Source organism: Acidihalobacter yilgarnensis (assembly GCF_001753245.1).
Taxonomy (GTDB): domain Bacteria; phylum Pseudomonadota; class Gammaproteobacteria; order DSM-5130; family Acidihalobacteraceae; genus Acidihalobacter; species Acidihalobacter yilgarnensis.
On the sequence record NZ_CP017415.1, the window covers coordinates 1721497 to 1738831 of the forward strand.

Sequence of the window (17335 nt, forward strand, 5' to 3'; positions counted from 1 at the left end):
GGGCGCGCTGCCGTTGTCCCAGACAGGCCAAGAACCGGAAGCCGCCTCAGGCGCCGCGTACCATAACCGAGTCCTTTATCGCCCTCTATATACCACTTCATTATGGTAATAGGCCTTCGTACCGTTCAGCCTCAACAGATACATGGTCCTGCGCGTGCAATTGCTCAATCGTTAACAAGCTTTCCCCGCTGCGCGCTAAACGATGAAATGGAAAGTCAGATAAAAACATGAGTCGACGCAGGCACCGCGTCTATCTGCTACTCCCGATTAACAAATCGTGACATCGGTCGCCATCCAGGGCGGAGCGCAGCTCCTCAGTCTGGCGGCACGTCCTGATGTTCCAGCTGACTCTGCGCGACTAGCAGACGTACCACCTTGTTGCGGCTCTCCTCTACGAGCTCTCCAGGTCCCTGGCGAGCCAGCGCCATCAGACGATCGCAGGCCCTCGCCAGCGGCTCGCCGCGGATGCCGAGTGTGCCGATATAGTGCGCAAGCGGATGAGCGGCCTGCAGCAGGTGTTCCAGTGCCCAGGGAGTGTTTGCGAATCGTATAGCGCAGCCGTCGTGATGCATGAACACGGCCAGAGCGCCCAGAGCAGTGGCGGGGCGGTTTTGTACAATTCGTAGTCGGAAGGTCTCGATCCAGGCCGGTATGTCCGCCGCCGGCATGGGCCTGGCGATGGCGTAGCCCTGGCCATGGTTTGCGCCCAGCAGGGCGGCCGCCTCAACCAGGCCGGAGCTCTCCAGCCCCTCCACGACCACCCGCTTGCCCATGTCCTGGGCCAGGCGTGTCAGGTAACGGATGAAGGTGAGGGTACGCAGAACATCGCTCGCTTCGTGCCGCACCAGGCCCTGATCGATCTTGACGACGTCGAACGGCAGCCGGTCCAGGCGCAGCAAGCTGCTGTGACCTGAGCCCAGATCGTCCTCGGCCAGCTGCACGCCCAGGGCCTTGAAGGCGACGATGCCACGGTCGCGCGCCGCCTCGTCTGCGACTTCCGCCGATTCAAGCAGTTCCAGCATCAGCCGGCCGGGCGGGCTGTTGCCCCGCGCCAGTGCTGCCTCCAACACGTCAAGATAGCGGGTATCGGCAAGGCCCTGCGTAGGTAAATTAACGGATAGTGTCAGTTCGCACCCGACTTCGTCCCAGGCGGCCAGATCCCCGAGCGCCAGGCGGAGTCCTCGCTCGAACAGTTGGAGAAGGTCATCACTGGTGAACGCGGGCAGGAATCGGTCTGGCAGAATGATCTTGCCAGATCCGTCACGCAAGCGTGCCAGGGCCTCGACACCGGTAGTCCGGCCGCTGTAGAGGTCGATGATCGGCTGGTAGTGCATGACCAGTCCCCCCTGCTCCAGGAGGTCGAGCCAGCGGCGCCGCGTCTGGAATGCCTGCGTCGCGGGGGCAACGGTCTCCAGTCGCGGCAGGCTCAGCCCCAATACCTGGTGCAAGTGCTCCAGCAGGCGACGCGGCTCGCGTGCGCAATAACCACCCGGATAGGGCGAATACAGAGTCAGCACTGCTTGCGGCAAGTTGTCCGGCGCCGCGAGCGGGACGGCGGCATTGGAATATACCCCCATCGTCTGTGCGACCTCGCGCCAGGGTGCCAAACGCGGATCGGTGGCGTAATTGAGGCAGCGCTCGATCTGGCCGCTGCGCCAGGCGCGCCCGGTCGGGCCCTGGCCCTCGGGCGAAGCATCGGTCTTGATCGGCTGTGAGCGGCCCTCGGCCAGCATCTCGAGATAGGCCTTGAAGGCATTGCCTGCGACGAACTCGAACGTAAAGACGTCGTCCGCGTTCGGTCGACCGATGGTGACTGCGGCCACCTCGTCCAGCCCAGTCAGGGCTTCGACCACGCCCTGAGCCAAATCGGCAAAGCGCGTCGCTCGCCAGGATAGTGCGTCGATGCGGCGCAGAGCCTCGTTGCGGGCCTCGCTGATCGCGGCGTAGCTTTCGAGCTGAGTTTGCACATCCACACAGATGCGGCGACTCAGCACGGCGTGGACCGCCCCGGCCTGTGGTAGGGCCGACTGGATCTGCTGGGCCCACAAGTCATAGGCCTCGACCCCCCAGCCGGCTTCCACGCCGATCATGGCGTGTATCCACCCGAGGTGCGCCGCCTCTCGTCGATGATCAGCCTGGGTCAGCGCGGGGTCGAGCAGCAGACGTAAGTACCCTGCAATGGCTTCAAAATGGTGGCGCCGCTGATCCTCTGACAAGGCATGTAACACCGGCGCGGCCCCGGGACTGACTACAAAATGTGCGTAAAAGACTTCGAGAAAAGGCACAACCTGTGCCAGTAGGGTCTCATGCACCCGGGTTAGAGTGGCATGCGCCGCCGGGCCGTAGCCAGTGAGATTTTCAGCGTGCGGCGGATCGCTCGACTGTTCGCTCGTCGGCGCGTCTGAAAGAGATCGGCACGGATCGAACAGTGTCCACCAGCGCTGACGCACGGACTTCTCAGCCTTGGTGATGTAGAGGGCCTGGTCGGCCGCGCGCAGCAGCATGCCGGCTCCTTCCGCCTCACCATTGAGGCACAGGGGGTAGACGACGATCCCCAGACTGGCGCGCACGCGCACCTTGGCGCCCCCCTCCAACGTGATCTGCCGGGTGAGCGCCTCATGCAGGCGATCGAGCAGGCTTTCCACGTCGTCCATAGCATCGATCTCTTCCAGCAGGAAGACGAACTCGTCGCCGCCCAGGCGTGCGGCGAAGTCAGTCGTACGCAGCGTCGATTGGAGCCGCTGCGCGAGCTCGCGCAGCACCGCGTCGCCCGCCGCATGCCCGAGGGTATCGTTGATCGGTTTGAAGTCATCTAGGTCCAGCAGACACACGGCCAGTAGCCGCTCGCGACGTTTGGCGCGCGCCAGAGCCTCGTCAAGGCGTATATCCAGGGCGGCGCGGTTGGGCAGATCGGTGAGCGGATCGCGCAGCGCCATTTGCGCGAGCTTGCGACGCTCGGCGGTCAGAGCGGTTTCGCGTGCCAGAAAGACGCCGAGCAGGTTGGCTAATTCCTCGAGCGATAACTGGGTATGACGGTGGCCGAAGGTGCCCGGGGTGCGGCTGTAGAGCGCAAGAATTTGGCGGCTCGCGTCGATGCGCAGCGGCAGGGCTGCGCTGGAGCGCCAGCCAAATCGTACGAGCGTCGCTTGCCAGGGCGTGGCGTCGTCGGTCTCCTGCCAGTCCGGGATGTACATCGGCCTGTCCGTGCGTACCGCTAGGCCGGAGGGGCCCTGGGCCCAGGGCCCCTCGTCCCAGCGCAGGGAAAGCTCGGCGACATAGTCGGTCATATCATCGCTGTTGGCGTATTCGCACACGATGCGCCCGTCCGGGTTGACGCTGCCCAGCCAATAGTCTTCCACGCCCCAGTCCGCGAGCAGCGGCGCGAGGCCAGCGAGCAGACCATCGGCCGAGCGCGCCCGCGCCAGCAGGACGCTGAGGCGGTGGAAGAAGTTGGCATCGTTTGCCGGTGTTTGAGTCATGATGGAAGCGGGATCGGGTGAACGGCGCAGGGTCGGAATCGGTGGAGATTCATGGTTGTGACTTGCCTCCGGTATACGTATCACTCCGAGTCCTGAGCTACTGCTCCGCTCGTAACGTCACCACCCGCCGGGCGGTGATCGTTATCTCTCCGTCCGTCTTGAGATTGCCGCCGAGTCGTTCGCGCTTGTTTCTGATGGTGGTAAAATCGCCGAAGCTAGGCAGCTTGGTCTCAATTTTTCCTGCTCCAGACATTCGGGCAATGTCCAGGGAACATTCTGACAAGCGCTTTGGTCAATACCATACCCTCTACTCGCGCCGAAGCGCCGGCCGCGCTCATCTCATCCATGGTCTGAGGCAGTATAGCCGGCTCTCGACCTCGACCAGGGACCGCAGCCGTCGGCGGCGTGTTGTCGGTCTACTCGGACCACTGTATATCGTAGCTGTCATTCATCACTGAATCTCCCCACGTTCCAACCCAATCACCATATAAAGACATTCCTCGAATGGGCGCTTGACCAGTTCGGCTCGGCTCGGCTCGGCCACGTTATTGGTGAATTTAATGCTTAGTCAGACAGACTGCGAGGTCGGGTATAGTCCCAAGAACGATACCAGGTCTCCTACTCATCATCGGGCGCATACGGTCTTTCAGGAGGCTGTGTCCCGGCTGTCATCTGCAACGGTTGCTATCGAGAAAACAAGCGGGGTGAGAGACGGCAACGGAGCGTTAGCTCCGAACGGTGGTTCTTGGTCGAGTTCAGCCATAATACTGAAAACCAGCCGATCACATCATACGATTGCACATTGCAGCTTTCAGCCACAGATGAACCTCTCCATGTGCCAGCCAAATACCATATGAAAAGCTCACAGGGGAGGGAGACTCCCCTCAGACCAACCCGATAGAGAGTTGGTCCTCCGAAAATAAAGGATGGTTACCGGCGGCGAAGCTTCTGACAGAACGCTAGGTGCACGCAATGGATAACTTCCATGGTCTGCCCATGGTTTAACCGATAGAGACTGTGATAGCCAAGGCGGCGTACGCAAACCAGATTGCTGCGTCTGAGTAGGCCGAGATGTTGTGAGAGGTTGGATTGAGTCGTACCGACACGCACCATCAACTCTTTGACGTTGAATTCCTGATCACCAAGTGTGCAGATGATCTTTAAACGTAACGGGTGGGCCATTGCCTTCAAGATTTTGGCGACCAATGTTAGATTGGCTGGGCGCTTATTAAGTGCCTGCACAGCCAAATGCGGGATATCATCAGTCTGCTGCAACGCAGAAGTAGATTGCCCCATCGTATCTCCTTTGAACCATGTCTACTGGATTGAATTGGGATTCATAATCTGGCTGCGTCAGTCAGTCTTTCCCATCGTGCGATATCCCTATGGGCTAAACAGGGGGGAACTAATAAACCGCCAACAATTTCGGTTCACAATTCGCAGATTAGTGAGTGTCACATAACCGTGGCATTTCTACGTGATGGGCGGTACGACAATTCTTCCCCACATGCCGAAGGCGGCATGTGTTGGGAATAGACATAAGTAGTAAAATTTGCCAACAGGCGCAGTCCATTCAAGGCGGGTGTAACTGAACATATCCGGGTTTGATAAAATAGGCATCTTCCCGGTATCAATCAGAGGATGCTCAACTCGGTGGTCGGTTGGCACGATGGCATAAGGGGGCGGGGCTTGCGTTACGGCAAAGGTGTGCGGGGCGACCTGGCTGGTATTGATGACATAGAACGTAATTCGGGCGCCTTTCGTGAATGTCAGGGTCGGATTTTTCAGGCCATCGACCTCGAAGCTGGGATAGGAGAAGCCCGGCAATACCTGCTCGACAACGACGATGGGCTGATCACCGCTATATTGGATTTGGTTATGCGAGCCAACCTCGCCAGTATCGTCCTTCATCATGCGCTGGACTTGCGACCAACTTTCAGATTGGAAGGTGCTATCCGTATTGGCCTGCGCTAGCGGCCCACCCAACCCGATCCAGATAACCCCGACTCCCAACGCACCGAAGAGTATTGAGTACACATCGACCTGGCCTCGGTCCGACATAGCTTTTACCTCGTTGTACTTATGATTTCATTTTTGGTGAAAGTCGGGTGAAGTATTGATCATCACTCCAATCAATTCAAGCATCAATCATATTGATGCTTGAATTGATTGTTGAAAATCAGCGTAGTGATGTACTGGTTATTTCGAAGGTCGTAACGCGATCTTTGCTTGACTAGGCCTTCGGAGCGGACCGCTCGTTGCTCCTCTCAGCAGTACAGGGTTATGCTGAAGCAGGTGGTATATCCTCAGCTTTCGATGAACCGGAGGTCAGCTTCAGCACGCGCTCGTGATCTGCATAGTCCCCGCGACAACCGAGCGATGCACCTTCCGCAGCAGCGGTTTCGTTCGACCATCCGAGAAGGGGTTCTGTAGAAATGCCCAGGGTAGCTTCTAGGTGGGCGACCGACGCGTTCGGTTGCGCAAGGAGTAGGAAGCGTAGTCGCGGCGATGCCCCAATGAGGGGCGCTTGATCGGCAGCGGAAACCCGGTAGCGTTGTCGAGCATGACGGTAGCCGTCCTCGGCGAGATGGCGGCCGATCGCGGCGAGGATCTCCGTTCCGCTGGCTCCGGGTAGCAGGATTTCTCCCAGCTTTCCGCCACGAGATCCGAACATCCGGGCCGCAAGTTCGCGAGCGACCGCGCTTGCCAATGCCGGGCCAGAGACGTCCGCAATGTCGTAATACGCAAGTCGGTCGGTCGTGTGGAAAGCTGTCTGGGAAACCCACGAGGTTTTGCCTGCCCCGGAGAAGCCGATGACGCAAGAGGGCTGATACTCTGGCGCTTACGCTCAAGGTGCAGGGGCGGATGCCGGTTTGCTGCAGCCATCGGCAGCGGCCGGGTATAGATGGCCGCCGCCCCCCAATGAGGGGGCGGGGCCGAATGCGCCGGATTCCTTTATCCGACGTTTTGTCCACAAAAGTCACACTCGCGAATCCTAATGATCCACGCGCCTCGTGCCGTCGCCATGGCTGCCACGCCAAGGTTTGATGACGGTCGATGGAAAGCGGTCCAGGTACCACCCTGTCCCGTTAGCCACCTCGTGCCCTGCCAGGGGCTTTAGTCTCTTATCACTGCTTCGGGCTTTCGCCTGCAGAACCCTTCGTATCGGTTCAGCTCTGCAGGTCAGGCCGGCGCACATGCGCCGCACCGCTACTTGCCCGATCTCCCACACCTGTACAGCGCCTTGCGACGCCAAACCCAGCGGTTGCCTACCGCTCATTGGCCCAGGTGCTTCCCACGTTAGTTAGACGCTACTACGCAATATATCGCCGCCGCTGTCATGATCGAGTCATCGCATACGCTCACCCGGTTGCCCGGTGTCAGTCCCGCGAGATTCCATAGCCGGTGACCTACCAGACTCATCAATCCCAGCTACCGATTAACCCGCTACGCTGCGGGCCAACGGCTGTCTATATGCTCTGCACAGCATCCCTCATCGAGGACGCCGTTAGACGCTTGAGCTATGCATCGGCCCCGGGCTTCCCCAGGTGCCCCGTACCCTGAACGGTCCATGCCGTCGGCCTCGCGGCCATCGTACGATCTACAGATTACCCTGTAGCTAAGCCTACGTCTGCAGCACCCGTCACGCGCTTGCGCTCGTCCCGGGGATCTGGATTGAGTACCAGATTTTCGCGTCAAACCGGAACGTCGCGGCATTTCCTCCGCGGGCCCGTGTCCGTGTCGCCCAATCTACCTGATTGCTCCGGATAGTCGGATTGAGTCGAGTCGGGAGTTTCACCCGCCGCGCTCATCGCAGCCGCGCCAGCTCCATTACGAGCACGCGGCTACAGCAGTTCCGGTAGGGTGGCGCCCTACCTTCCAAGAGATTACGAGGGGGTTGGCAGCCCCCTCACTGAACTGGCAGGGAGCGGGCCAACAGGCCCACGTTGATGACGCTTTCGCGTCTGTGTCTCCTTCATCTTTTCTCACTTATCCTAGGTGGATCAATACATTAGGGCGATGGTCATCTCGCCCAGTTTAGGAATCTCTCTTTATGGAGCGGCCACTTTCGTGTCCGGATCATTGCGCGGCTGCGGCTTCGCCGCACACGCGAAAAATCAGCGGTCTCGACCAAGCGCATCCCCCTAGCGCGCAGACGCGGCCGCATGGATCCAGAGAGACCGTCGGCTATTGCCATAGAGGTGCCCTCGCGCGCGCGAGGCATCGCCTGCGCAGCCTATGGAATCAGGCGCGAATCCGTGCCCTCGCGCGCGCGAGGGGAGAAGCGCTCTAATTTTGTCGTCCCCCTACTACTAGGTATGGACGCACACTCATACCTCATCAGGGATACGCTGCACGCTTCCCGTGCCATCATCAACGCAGTCTCACGCGGACATGATCGGCATACCTCAGGCCTCGTGCCACTCGAACGCGCGGAAGCACTGGTCACCAAGTTCGCCGAGCGTTACGGGGTGCTCGAGTCGGCATCCGAGGCGCGGCAGCGACGCCGACACAAGCTTGCCCGTGCCCGATTGCATATGGGTTTTGTGGGGCGCGTCGAGGATGGCCGTCTCTGGTGGCTGTTGTTGGTCAGTCGGGAGGGTGAAGGTCCGGTGACGACGCTGGAGAAGCTGTACGCCGCGCAGGACAAACACCATCGCATTCACATCATGGGGCTGGAGTTGGTCCGCTACCCACGACCTGGTAGCGTAGAGCGCTGGAGTTGGCGACTGCCGACCGACGCGTATCGCTTGCTACTCAAGCACGCCGTGGCCTTGGCGCGGCATCAAGATCCGCGTCAGGCGCAGGCGCTGATCAATCACGAAATGCGCCGGCCGGGCTATAGAGGGATCCGCACGCAGCGTAAAGAATTGTTCCGGGCGATGGCGCGGGCTCGCGCGCCACTGGTCAAGCGCGGCGCGGCGCCGCTCGTGTTCCCCGAATCACAGTTCTGGCTGCGCATGTTGTCGGCCGACATGGAAAGTATACCGCTGGGTGTGCTGGTGAGACGCTTGCTCAGATGAGCCCGGGCCTTGCCGTGAACCAGTACAACTACTCTTGGGACATAACAAACTTGGAGAGCTGTACGATACTTTGCATCGGCTCGCGCCTTGGTGAATGGGTTAGTGGGCAACAGACCCTTGTTCCGGAACTGGCGCTCGATCCAATCGAAGAACAGTTCCACCTGAGGCTTACTGTGGGTCAGCCGGTGCAGGTGCGTGTTCTCGCCGGTCAGCTTGCCTTCGCGGATATGCTCCTCGACCGCGTACAGCGCGCCGATCTGCGCCAGCGCCTCGCCGCTGCCCTCAGGCGCCGCCGCGTGGATCTCGAAGAAGCTGCGTCGTGTATGCGCGCAACATTGGGCGTGAGTCAGGCTGGTGGCCCGCAGAGATCGACGCGATGAATAGCATAGAGTTTGCGGTAGCGGCAGGACACCTTTAGCACAGATGATTATGTTTCGCTTAACGATAGTATCGTGGACGTTATATTTGGGTGTAATTTGTATGTTTGATAGGTATTTTGCAAAAAACTGATTGGATCGAAAATCGAGGCGGCTATACAGAGAGGGAGCGTGCGTTGGAAACGATACAGCACAAACTACAGCAATTCGATCCTGGCTTGACAAGGATGCTTGTGTTCTAACCCTGAATGACGTTGCGGTTAAGACACTCCGCTCGCTGCCAGGCGATCACGTGCCTTCGAGTGCAGATGACTCCACCAAGCTGCTGTCCGAGCACGAAGATGCCAAAATCTTCGCCGGCAGACATAGTCTCCTGCCTATGATGAAACTGCACTTCCCTATCCCACTCACCTGATCAATATCAACGGGCTGAGCGATCTCAAGGGCATCGGCTTGATGGCGAGAGCATCTATATTGGAGCTATGACCACTGAGGACGAGCTCATCGCTTCGGATATCCTGCGTCTGCACTGCCCGATGCTCATTGAGTTGGCCAAATTGATTGCCGATCCGCAGGTGCGTAATAAAGGCACCATCGGCGGCGATATCGCTCATGGTGACCCTGGAAACGACCATCTAGGATTGATGCTGGTGCTGAACGCGCAGTTCGTCATTAATTTTCCACCGTAAGGTTTAAACCACCGGTTTTAACCGGTCAGCTTTAGCTATGACAATGGCTGCAACCGAGGAGGGGTAGCCATGGAATACAGATACGGTAGTCATACAGTGTACGAAATCGAGTATCACTTTGTGTGGGTGACGAAGTACCGCTACAAGGTGCTGGTGGGTGACATCGCGGAGCGTGTGCGGAGTTTAGTCCGAGAGACTTTGTGAGGCGTTTGAGATCAGGATTGTGAAAGGAGTAGTGAGCAAGGATCACATCCACATTTTGGTGAGTTGTCCGCCCAACATGGCGGCGAGCGAGATCATGTGACGGATCAAGGGACGGACGTCAAGCAAACTCTTCGAGGAATTTCCGCATGTGAAGAAGCGGTACTGGGGAAGACATTTTTGGGGCCCGAGGCTACTTTTGTGTGACGGTGGGACAGATGACGGAAGAGATGATCAAGCAGTACCTGGAGCATCATTTTAAGCCGAGGCCGAACGATGATTTCAAGATGGAGCCCGAGTAAGGACGCGTCGTTCAGGCGACGCGTATCCGGACTTTTAGTCCGCCATACCAACCCACCGGCTTTAGCCGGTGGTTGTTGAGTTTAATCATCAAAATATTCTTGAATCATTTGACGTCCGCGATGGATGCGGCTTTTAACAGCTTCCCGTGTGAGAAATAGCTTATCTGCAATCTCAGAAATCGAGTATTCTTCGAAGTCTCGCAAAATTATTACTACCCGATATTTTCCGGGGAGAGATTGAATGGCTGAGATCAAATCATACTGTAAGCCTGGGTTCTCAATGTAAATAAAAGCAATATTATCCGGGTCTGGCAAAACCGTAAGACCACGCATAGATCGTAATAACCGGGAGCACTCCCTTCGCACAATCGCGAAAACCCATGCGGGAAACGAGGTTAGCGTCCGCAGTGCACCTAGCCTGCTGTAAATTTGCATCATGGACTCCTGTACCGCATCGTCCGGATCCACGCCGCTTGCGCATTGTGATTTCGCGATCCTTTGTAAATCAGGGCGACAGGAAATCAGCAATTTCTCAACAGCTTTCTGATCGCCCATTATTGCCGACTCAAGAAGGAAAGAATCATGTCGCATGCTCAATTTCTCCTCATGTATTGGTTTATTGCTTATTATGGTAAACACTGGACGATTTGTCTTTCATAACGCCTTTTGCGTAATTTAATATTGTTTTCGCCGCATAGTCTCCTTGTTCGGCGGATTCTTGGAGCCAATAGATAGCGCGAGGCATATTCTTGGGAACGCCCAGTCCTCGAAAATAAATGCTTCCCAGATTATATTGAGCACGCGCATTATTTTTCGATGCAGCCAATGAGAACCAATGTATCGCCTTGCGATAATTTTTATGAGCACCTCGACCGACCTCGTATGCAATACCAAGATTGTTTTCAGCCATGCTATTACCTTGTAGCGCAGATTTTCTAAACCAATAAATAACTCTACTTGTATCGGAATGCACATCAATGCCATTGGCATATGCAATTGCCATATTGACTTCTGCGATTGGGTTGCCCTGATCTGCTGACCTACGATACCAGTAGATGGCTTTTGCCGCGTTGGCCTGGAACCCAAGGCCTTTCGCATAATCCCTGGCCAATCGGCACTGTGCTTTTGCGTTCCCATTTTCTGCTGACTTTAGATACCAATAATTCGCTTGTTTCCATAACTTTTGGTTTTTATAGCCGATGTTTGTTTGCGTTGGATCGAACCTGACGCCACGCTTATATTGAGTATTGGCTATCACTCCTCTACTCACTTTTTTGTTGGGTCCCTCCCATGTGATAATGGATTTAAATCGTGTTGGAGCCTGTCTTTCTTCGTGGCCGTTGGTAATGGCGTATGCGGATGTCAATGCGATGGTTGGTAGCATCTCTCGAGTCCCAGATAGAATAAAATATTGGGGTCATGTGTTCTTTATGTGAGTTTTACGCCACCACAATCGGATAGCAGCATCGAAAGATAAGGTTCCCGGGCCATGTAATAGTGTTGTCAGCAACATCAGCCCCCACACCTTGTGATCGGTGAAACCCGTCGGCCACAGCGCTGGGTAGGACACCACAGCGATGATGTTGTAGACAAACAGGAAGCCGGCAGCAAACCGCGTACCAAGGCCGAGGACCAGCAGCACGGGAAACGCCAGCTCGATGCCGGTGGCGAGATAGGCTGCAAATATCGGCGGCAGCAGAGGCACGTGATACATGTACTCGAACAGATACACGGTCGAATACATGCTTTGGATCTTGACCATGCCAGCCCGCCAGAACACCTCGGCGACCCACAGTCTGAGCAGTAGATCTGCTAGCGGGGATATCTTGTCCAAGATCTCGGAAATACGCGCATAAAAATTAGCGAAATTATTGAGGATCATGCCTTTCTCCTGTTTGGGATACGCATAAAATGTCGAGCGCAAGTATCCACGATAAGCTTTGTGCGAAATTGAAATTAAAGTGTTTGGGGTGGCGCTCTGGACCAGGCGCAGATGACGAGATATTGGCCACCACATATCGCGGGCGCAGCGGCCGAGCGGCTAGTATGAGTGCCAGCCGAGACTCGGCCGGGTCCGCCAGCTCAGTCATATCGTGCACGCCCATCGCCGTAATCTGCGCAGTACGGAGTTTCGGTAGATCGCGATGCGGCGAAGGGCAGAGAGACGGTCGTCGGATATCCCGAGAGGAGCGACGCATTCCGGGTCATCAAGCACCGCAAGCGGCGGCAAGTCAGCATCGCATTCGATCAGGATAGGGCGCGCGCCGACCAGCACCAGGATGTCTCTATAGAATGTCCGGATCTCGGCGCAGACGGGCTGATCGTGTGTCTCGATACGTAGCACTGTCATGTCCTCGAATTCACGTCGCGTATGTCCTGCCAGGTGGATTTCCTGCACCCGACCGATACGCTCCACGACATGCGCAACCGCTTCCTCGGTATAGGGCAGCGACAGCAAGCCGTTGAAATGGCTGCCGCCATGCGCATTCCAGCACAGGTGTTCGGATATCAGCGCCGGTTGTACCTGATCGGCCAGCCGACGCAACCGGCGCAGATGCCCATCGTCCACGGGATCCGTATTGCCGAGCCCCATGCTGACGCCATGCAGACTCAACGGATAGCGCTCGGCCAGCATGCGCAGATTGCGCAAAGGCCGCCCCCCGGACCGAAATAGTTTTCGCTATGGGCCTCGAGCCAGGCGGCTGCAGTGCTGCCGAGCAGGATTTCCCGTTCGGATTCGGCGTGCAACCCGATCCCGGCATGCACCGGGACCGGAGCGACGCCGCCTTGGCGGTCAGGCGCGTTCATGGGCAATCAAGAACCACTCTCACCATGCAGCTTTTCGCGCTTCATTTCGAGCATTTTCTTGACCATCTCGCGTTTCTCCGGCGACATCTCCATCAGCTTGTGATGGAACATCTGCTCGCGCTTGAGGGCAACTTCGCTAGGATGCGTTGTACCTCCCGCGATCATCCCGCATACGCCTTGCGGCACCAGGATGAAGGCGTTCGGATCGCGCGCCTTAGGATCGCTGCCGGCGCAGGAACCGGTAGCGGTCTTACAGTCGTTGCGGTGAGCGGCGTTGACCCCGAAGCACTTGACCATCTGGGGTCCATCGGCCGCGTTGGCCGGAGTAACCGCAGCCAGCGTCGCTGATGCGACAACACTAGCAAGGGCCAGTTTCAATATTTTATGGTGCGATCTCATATAAACCTCTCAATGAAAGATGGATAACGGACAATTTCGACATACACTGACAATCTGTGAAGCCAAGGTCGTTTTCAAGCAAAGTCACAAATGCAGTGACTTACCTTCATAGAGGCACGAAGCCGGCAAAAGGATTCACAATTCCTCAAAAAAAATGGGTATCCGGATTTGAGTGTGTTTGACCACAGCGAGCAAGATACGCGTGCGCACCGACTTGGTGATGAGCTATGCTCACCGATAGTGGGCCATTACTAAGGCAACGCTGTCTCTCAGAGCGGGCACGTCATCATCCAGAAGAAGCCCGCACTGAGCGATACCAAGGAGTGACGTCATGTGCAGGGTAAACGTCAATATCTGGATATCGGCGAAGACCATATGGATGCTTTTTCGCCCAAACGCCCTGGCCATTGGAGGAATATCATCGCACGCCGGAATACATCGCCGATAATGCTCCGGCCGGTTTACTCCATGATCACCGCATCAAAGCAGGGGTCTGGGGGCGTCTGGTTCTTCTAGAGGGACGGTTGTGTTACTGCCTGGAGACAGCGGCGGGGGAAGCTGGGTGCTGAGTCCAGAGCACTCAGCCTGGATATTGAGGGCTCGCGCCGCTTTACGCGGGTGGATCGGCTTCTTCCTGTTGGTCTAGCGTCTTCAGGTACTGCTGAGTCAGCGCGAGAAAACGCGGCGTGGGTCCGATATCCTCGTACACCGGGTCGCCAAATTCGTCCTCGCGCAGGATGCGTGGGCCAGGCTCGTAGGGGAGCGTGGCTTCTAGTTCTGCGAGCGCCGCCCGCAACAGATCGTTTGCAATATGCCCAAGCGAGTGTCCTGGGTACATGTCTTCCAGCGCGCGTAACTGCGCTACTGTGACGGCGTCGAGACGCAATTGAATCGTACGTAGCCGATCACGCTGGCGGCTTTCCTGCGACCAGCGGTCGAGTAAATGGCGTACTTCCATATACTGGCGCTCCTTGCCGTTATGTCGTTTTTAGTGCTGTAGCGGTGGGGCGTGTTCGTAGCGGATAGGGGCGTCCGAAGGTTGTGGTTCCGCGCCGGCTGCCTGCAATTTGGCACTCAAGTCGGTTGCCAAATCCCCCAGCTCTGGGTGCGCCAATAAGCCGTCAAGCAGGTCCTGTGCCTTGGATGCATTGAGCGTAACGGTAACGGATTTCTTGTCCTGTTTTACAATGCGCATAATCTTAGTCCTCCGAAACCGGGTGCCGCGGGTGATGCTCGTCGAAGGCATGCGGCGGCTGCCGGAAGGTATGGGAGGCATCGTAATAGGCCTCCTGTAGCAGGCTGGCGAATTCGAGCGCGCCATTGGTCAGGTCCACTGCGTGCTTGTTAATGGCCTGATAGAGTTTTTCAGCGGAAGGGATGTCGATTTCGATGGAAAAGTGGCCATCGTCCAGCCGGGTCACGTTCATCTTGGACCTCCGTGCTTACGTGTGTGTGCCATCCTTCTATTGATTAGGACCATGCGCTGGCGGCGAGGGTTCCCCCGTACCGTCGATGCCTGTCGCGTATACCATAGCGCAGCCGTCGCCGTGGCATAGATTCCTATTGAGTTAAGGTCACTTAAAAATGTATTTTATCCGTTCAACCCACATCGCGTCATTGACCCCATGCATGAAAAAGACACGACCTTAACCCTATCACGTTCGTCAACTACCCTTTCACTACCGGATGCGGACATTCTCGCCGCCATGCGGGAGATATCCGGATATCTTGATATCACACCCGACGACTTTCGTGAAATCTACCAGTTAGCTCACGCGCACGTTTTCGATCGACTATTTACCAATCTATCCGCGCGCGCCCTGTTAAAGAAAGATCTATCTGCACTAAGCCCGGAACTGAGTCTGACCGCGGCCGCAGAACAGATGGCGAAGCAACACGCACACACTCTTCCAGTTGTGGATGACACTGCGCGTGTCATTGGGACCATCAGTGAATCTAATTTTCTTAGGCCCTACGGCGCCGACACTTTTTTTGCCATGGTCTTTGAACTCCGGACGCATGACGAGCAATTCCTGCACTATTGCGAGCGCACCCAAGTCGCTGCTGTCATGACAGTCCCTCCACCGATATTGCAGTTGGAAGATGATTTGCTGGCGGTTGCAAAGGGCTTTCACGAACGAGACGAACAGCGATTGGCCGTTGTCGACGCGAACCAGTGTCTCCTAGGAGTTGTCTTGCGTAGAGATTTCCTGCAGCGATTTCACCTCCAGGAAGTTCTGTGATGGCCAGCTCTGAACCACCACAGCGTCAGCGCTACTGGGCCAAGTGGCGGGGGCGCGGTCACCAGACACCTCCACGCGTCAATGCCAGCGAACTCTTCTGGTCTTTTATTGGCTCCGTCTTGGGCATCGGGGCGGTGGTTTTGTGTAGTATGTGGTTTGACGGAACGGACCGAATTCTGGTGATAGGCTCACTCGGCGCATCTTCGGTACTGGTTTTCGCGACGCCTCGCAGCCCGCTCGCGCAGCCGCGTAATCTGATCGGAGGTAATCTGTTATCCGCGCTGATGGGTGTTTCGTGCTGTCTCGCCTTTAGCCGCTGGCCCATCTTGGCTGCTGCCTTGGCAGTTGGGTTGGCTATTACCGTCATGCACCTTACCCGTACGCTGCATCCACCCGGCGGAGCTACGGCATTAGTAGCTGTCATCGGTTCGCCCAAAATTCATGCCATGGGTTATCTTTTTGTACTCTTCCCGGCATTACTTGCGCCGCTGATTCTTTTGCTGATCGGGTTGGTAGTTAACAATATGGCTTCTAAAAGAATCTATCCAGAATATTACTGGTGAGGGTGAGCTATCAGTTGACGAGGCATCGAACTCACCATCAAGTGTGTCCAGATCATTCAGTTCCAGTGCCCGGTAGATGCGGTACACGCGCTTGTGATTCTAACTAAAGTCTTTGACGTTGCGTGAGTGTAGAAAATACAGCCCAAAACCCCAGTTGTGCTGATTGTGTGTCAAGCGAATAAGCCAATCGGTGATCCGGCCGTTCTTTTCCGACAGCTTCGCCTGATACCAATAGCACGTCTGACTAATCCCAAACGCCCGGCAGACTTGGTCGATGCTGATACCCGGTTACGTCATACCATCTGGACCCTCTCCCGGCGCGAAGAGGGCCTTACCATGTTCCCTCAAGGGCTTCCTTGTTGACGAGGTGCGAACGTTCGCGTGACCGTAACAAATCGCCGATCCGCGCCCGGGTCGAAAACGTCTTCGCGGTGGTGAAGCGACTGTGGGGGTTCAGCAATGTACGCTACCGGGGTTTGGACAAAAATGCCAACCGCAGCTTCGTGGTCCTCGGGTTAGCTAACCTGCACCGATCACGGCCCCGAGTATCCACCTGATAACTCGTTGGGGGCCCACAACGCGCCTCAAGGTGCGAGAAGGGTGAAAACCGAGAGCAGAAAACCGGGATCTAGACGTCTGATCAGGGGCACAATCAATCAACCTTGAAGGTTGATTGATTGTGACGACTTATTCAGCGCCGCCCTAAAACTGTTACTACCATCCGCGAAAACATCCAGGGACCAGTCGGATTTAGTATAAATTCAATGCGCGGATAGGGGAGGGACGTTTTCTAGGCCAATCGATGATCTCTATTTCCAAGGAGTGAAATAGCTCCGTCCCCACCCATTGCGTTACCAGGTGAGCACCTTGCCCGCCGCGCTCAGAGTCGGTAGCGCATTGCTAGGATTGAGCAAAGGCAATTCCATACCCAAGTCGTCTTTGCTCATGCCATTGAGATCTAGCGATTGCTGGCAGCCGATCATGCGCACGCCGTTTTCCAGAGCCAGTTCCATGAATTGTTGCACACTTTTGCCGCCTTCCAGAGGGAATATCTTCTCGGCTTCGCCGGCCTTGAGCAGCTCGGTGGCGGGGCCGGTGAAATACATCACCACATCCTGCTCCATCGCGGCTGCGGTGGAGGCGAGGAAAAATGCCGAGGGCAGGCGTTTGGGGTTTTCCTTGCCGGTGATGAGGATGATAACAAGATCAGGGGCTTGTTCAGACATTATCGTTCTCCTTGAATGTGAAGC

At 56.6% G+C, this 17335-nt stretch carries 17 protein-coding genes and 6 pseudogenes; 7 read left to right on the top strand and 16 right to left on the bottom strand.

Annotation, left to right across the window (positions count from 1 at the left end; all coding sequences use genetic code 11):
- Positions 1–314: 314 nt before the first annotated feature.
- From BI364_RS08170 to BI364_RS08180, 4 genes are all read right to left on the bottom strand, one after another.
- A complete protein-coding gene (locus tag BI364_RS08170) occupies positions 315–3563 on the bottom strand; it encodes an EAL domain-containing protein (protein ID WP_156782673.1) in 3249 nt (1082 codons plus the stop codon).
- A gap of 13 nt (positions 3564–3576) precedes the next feature.
- Positions 3577–3732 carry an HU family DNA-binding protein gene (locus tag BI364_RS17880; protein ID WP_156782674.1) on the bottom strand — a complete coding sequence of 52 codons (156 nt, stop codon included), beginning with the start codon at positions 3730–3732 and terminating at the stop codon, positions 3577–3579.
- Between the two features lie 677 nt (positions 3733–4409).
- Positions 4410–4775, bottom strand: a complete 366-nt coding sequence (locus tag BI364_RS08175; protein WP_083251256.1) for an ArsR/SmtB family transcription factor — start codon at positions 4773–4775, stop codon at positions 4410–4412.
- Between the two features lie 177 nt (positions 4776–4952).
- Positions 4953–5540 carry a cupredoxin domain-containing protein gene (locus BI364_RS08180; RefSeq protein WP_070078317.1) on the bottom strand — a complete coding sequence of 196 codons (588 nt, stop codon included), beginning with the start codon at positions 5538–5540 and terminating at the stop codon, positions 4953–4955.
- Between the two features lie 2105 nt (positions 5541–7645).
- Here BI364_RS08180 and BI364_RS18625 point away from each other — a divergent pair.
- Positions 7646–8503, top strand: coding sequence for a hypothetical protein (locus BI364_RS18625; protein WP_233279600.1), 858 nt, complete (start codon positions 7646–7648; stop codon positions 8501–8503).
- Positions 8504–8631: 128 nt separating this feature from the next.
- On the opposite strand, the pseudogene BI364_RS19145 reads toward BI364_RS18625, so the two are convergent.
- A pseudogene (locus BI364_RS19145) lies at positions 8632–9105 on the bottom strand (IS66 family transposase); the annotation flags it as partial.
- A 236-nt stretch (positions 9106–9341) separates the two neighbouring features.
- Between BI364_RS19145 and BI364_RS08200 the strand changes: the two are divergent.
- Positions 9342–9569: pseudogene (locus BI364_RS08200) on the top strand (FAD binding domain-containing protein); the annotation flags it as partial.
- A 69-nt stretch (positions 9570–9638) separates the two neighbouring features.
- Positions 9639–10072 (top strand): annotated as a pseudogene (tnpA, locus tag BI364_RS08205) (IS200/IS605 family transposase).
- Between the two features lie 81 nt (positions 10073–10153).
- On the opposite strand, the gene BI364_RS08210 reads toward tnpA, so the two are convergent.
- From BI364_RS08210 to BI364_RS08235, 6 genes and pseudogenes are all read right to left on the bottom strand, one after another.
- A complete protein-coding gene (locus BI364_RS08210; protein ID WP_070078322.1) occupies positions 10154–10663 on the bottom strand; it encodes an RNA polymerase sigma factor in 510 nt (169 codons plus the stop codon).
- A 25-nt stretch (positions 10664–10688) separates the two neighbouring features.
- Positions 10689–11456 carry a tetratricopeptide repeat protein gene (locus BI364_RS17360; RefSeq protein WP_083251259.1) on the bottom strand — a complete coding sequence of 256 codons (768 nt, stop codon included), beginning with the start codon at positions 11454–11456 and terminating at the stop codon, positions 10689–10691.
- Between the two features lie 33 nt (positions 11457–11489).
- Positions 11490–11954, bottom strand: a complete 465-nt coding sequence (locus BI364_RS08220) for a DoxX family protein (RefSeq protein WP_070078324.1) — start codon at positions 11952–11954, stop codon at positions 11490–11492.
- 204 nt (positions 11955–12158) lie between these two features.
- On the bottom strand, positions 12159–12488 hold the full coding sequence (locus tag BI364_RS18920; protein ID WP_267887978.1) for a multinuclear nonheme iron-dependent oxidase: 330 nt from the start codon (positions 12486–12488) through the stop codon (positions 12159–12161).
- Positions 12471–12734: pseudogene (locus BI364_RS18925) on the bottom strand (multinuclear nonheme iron-dependent oxidase); the annotation flags it as partial. The pseudogene BI364_RS18925 and the gene BI364_RS18920, both read right to left, overlap by 18 nt.
- Before the next feature lie 152 nt (positions 12735–12886).
- On the bottom strand, positions 12887–13279 hold the full coding sequence (locus tag BI364_RS08235) for a BufA1 family periplasmic bufferin-type metallophore (RefSeq protein WP_070078327.1): 393 nt from the start codon (positions 13277–13279) through the stop codon (positions 12887–12889).
- Between the two features lie 407 nt (positions 13280–13686).
- Between BI364_RS08235 and BI364_RS19150 the strand changes: the two genes are divergently transcribed.
- Positions 13687–13848, top strand: coding sequence for a DUF1971 domain-containing protein (locus BI364_RS19150; RefSeq protein ID WP_197495976.1), 162 nt, complete (start codon positions 13687–13689; stop codon positions 13846–13848).
- Between the two features lie 41 nt (positions 13849–13889).
- Here BI364_RS19150 and BI364_RS08240 read toward each other — a convergent pair whose 3' ends face one another.
- Genes BI364_RS08240 through BI364_RS08250 form a run of 3 tightly spaced genes read right to left on the bottom strand, consistent with a single transcriptional unit; the run spans position 13890 to position 14706 of the window.
- Positions 13890–14237, bottom strand: a complete 348-nt coding sequence (locus BI364_RS08240; RefSeq protein WP_070078328.1) for a hypothetical protein — start codon at positions 14235–14237, stop codon at positions 13890–13892.
- Between the two features lie 30 nt (positions 14238–14267).
- Entirely contained in the window at positions 14268–14474 is a 207-nt protein-coding gene (locus tag BI364_RS08245) for a hypothetical protein (protein WP_070078329.1), read from the bottom strand.
- 4 nt (positions 14475–14478) lie between these two features.
- On the bottom strand, positions 14479–14706 hold the full coding sequence (locus BI364_RS08250) for a hypothetical protein (protein ID WP_070078330.1): 228 nt from the start codon (positions 14704–14706) through the stop codon (positions 14479–14481).
- A gap of 198 nt (positions 14707–14904) precedes the next feature.
- On the opposite strand from BI364_RS08250, the gene BI364_RS08255 reads away from it, so the two are divergent.
- On the top strand, positions 14905–15522 hold the full coding sequence (locus tag BI364_RS08255; RefSeq protein ID WP_070078331.1) for a CBS domain-containing protein: 618 nt from the start codon (positions 14905–14907) through the stop codon (positions 15520–15522).
- Positions 15522–16085 carry an HPP family protein gene (locus BI364_RS08260; protein ID WP_070078332.1) on the top strand — a complete coding sequence of 188 codons (564 nt, stop codon included), beginning with the start codon at positions 15522–15524 and terminating at the stop codon, positions 16083–16085. Before BI364_RS08255 ends, BI364_RS08260 begins: the two co-directional genes overlap by 1 nt.
- 102 nt (positions 16086–16187) lie before the next feature.
- Here BI364_RS08260 and BI364_RS18635 read toward each other — a convergent pair.
- Positions 16188–16367, bottom strand: a pseudogene (locus BI364_RS18635) (IS3 family transposase); the annotation flags it as partial.
- A 98-nt stretch (positions 16368–16465) separates the two neighbouring features.
- Between BI364_RS18635 and BI364_RS17370 the strand changes: the two are divergent.
- A pseudogene (locus tag BI364_RS17370) lies at positions 16466–16642 on the top strand (transposase); the annotation flags it as partial.
- A 294-nt stretch (positions 16643–16936) separates the two neighbouring features.
- Here the strand turns inward: BI364_RS17370 and BI364_RS08265 are convergent.
- Positions 16937–17311, bottom strand: a complete 375-nt coding sequence (locus BI364_RS08265) for a DsrE/DsrF/DrsH-like family protein (RefSeq protein ID WP_070078333.1) — start codon at positions 17309–17311, stop codon at positions 16937–16939.
- Between the last annotated feature and the right edge of the window lie 24 nt (positions 17312–17335).

Excerpts from the sequence above, each read along its gene's own strand:
- BI364_RS08240 (WP_070078328.1), bottom strand. The coding sequence starts at position 14,237 with ATGGAAGTACGCCATTTACTCGACCGCTGGTCGCAGGAAAGCCGCCAG.
- BI364_RS08260 (WP_070078332.1), top strand. The coding sequence starts at position 15,522 with ATGGCCAGCTCTGAACCACCACAGCGTCAGCGCTACTGGGCCAAGTGG.
- BI364_RS08255 (WP_070078331.1), top strand. The coding sequence starts at position 14,905 with ATGCATGAAAAAGACACGACCTTAACCCTATCACGTTCGTCAACTACC.
- BI364_RS08250 (WP_070078330.1), bottom strand. The coding sequence starts at position 14,706 with ATGAACGTGACCCGGCTGGACGATGGCCACTTTTCCATCGAAATCGAC.
- BI364_RS08220 (WP_070078324.1), bottom strand. The coding sequence starts at position 11,954 with ATGATCCTCAATAATTTCGCTAATTTTTATGCGCGTATTTCCGAGATC.
- BI364_RS08235 (WP_070078327.1), bottom strand. The coding sequence starts at position 13,279 with ATGAGATCGCACCATAAAATATTGAAACTGGCCCTTGCTAGTGTTGTC.
- BI364_RS08180 (WP_070078317.1), bottom strand. The coding sequence starts at position 5,540 with ATGTCGGACCGAGGCCAGGTCGATGTGTACTCAATACTCTTCGGTGCG.
- BI364_RS17360 (WP_083251259.1), bottom strand. The coding sequence starts at position 11,456 with ATGCTACCAACCATCGCATTGACATCCGCATACGCCATTACCAACGGC.
- BI364_RS17880 (WP_156782674.1), bottom strand. The coding sequence starts at position 3,732 with ATGTCTGGAGCAGGAAAAATTGAGACCAAGCTGCCTAGCTTCGGCGAT.
- BI364_RS08265 (WP_070078333.1), bottom strand. The coding sequence starts at position 17,311 with ATGTCTGAACAAGCCCCTGATCTTGTTATCATCCTCATCACCGGCAAG.
- BI364_RS08245 (WP_070078329.1), bottom strand. The coding sequence starts at position 14,474 with ATGCGCATTGTAAAACAGGACAAGAAATCCGTTACCGTTACGCTCAAT.
- BI364_RS08175 (WP_083251256.1), bottom strand. The coding sequence starts at position 4,775 with ATGGGGCAATCTACTTCTGCGTTGCAGCAGACTGATGATATCCCGCAT.
- BI364_RS18625 (WP_233279600.1), top strand. The coding sequence starts at position 7,646 with ATGGATCCAGAGAGACCGTCGGCTATTGCCATAGAGGTGCCCTCGCGC.
- BI364_RS08210 (WP_070078322.1), bottom strand. The coding sequence starts at position 10,663 with ATGCGACATGATTCTTTCCTTCTTGAGTCGGCAATAATGGGCGATCAG.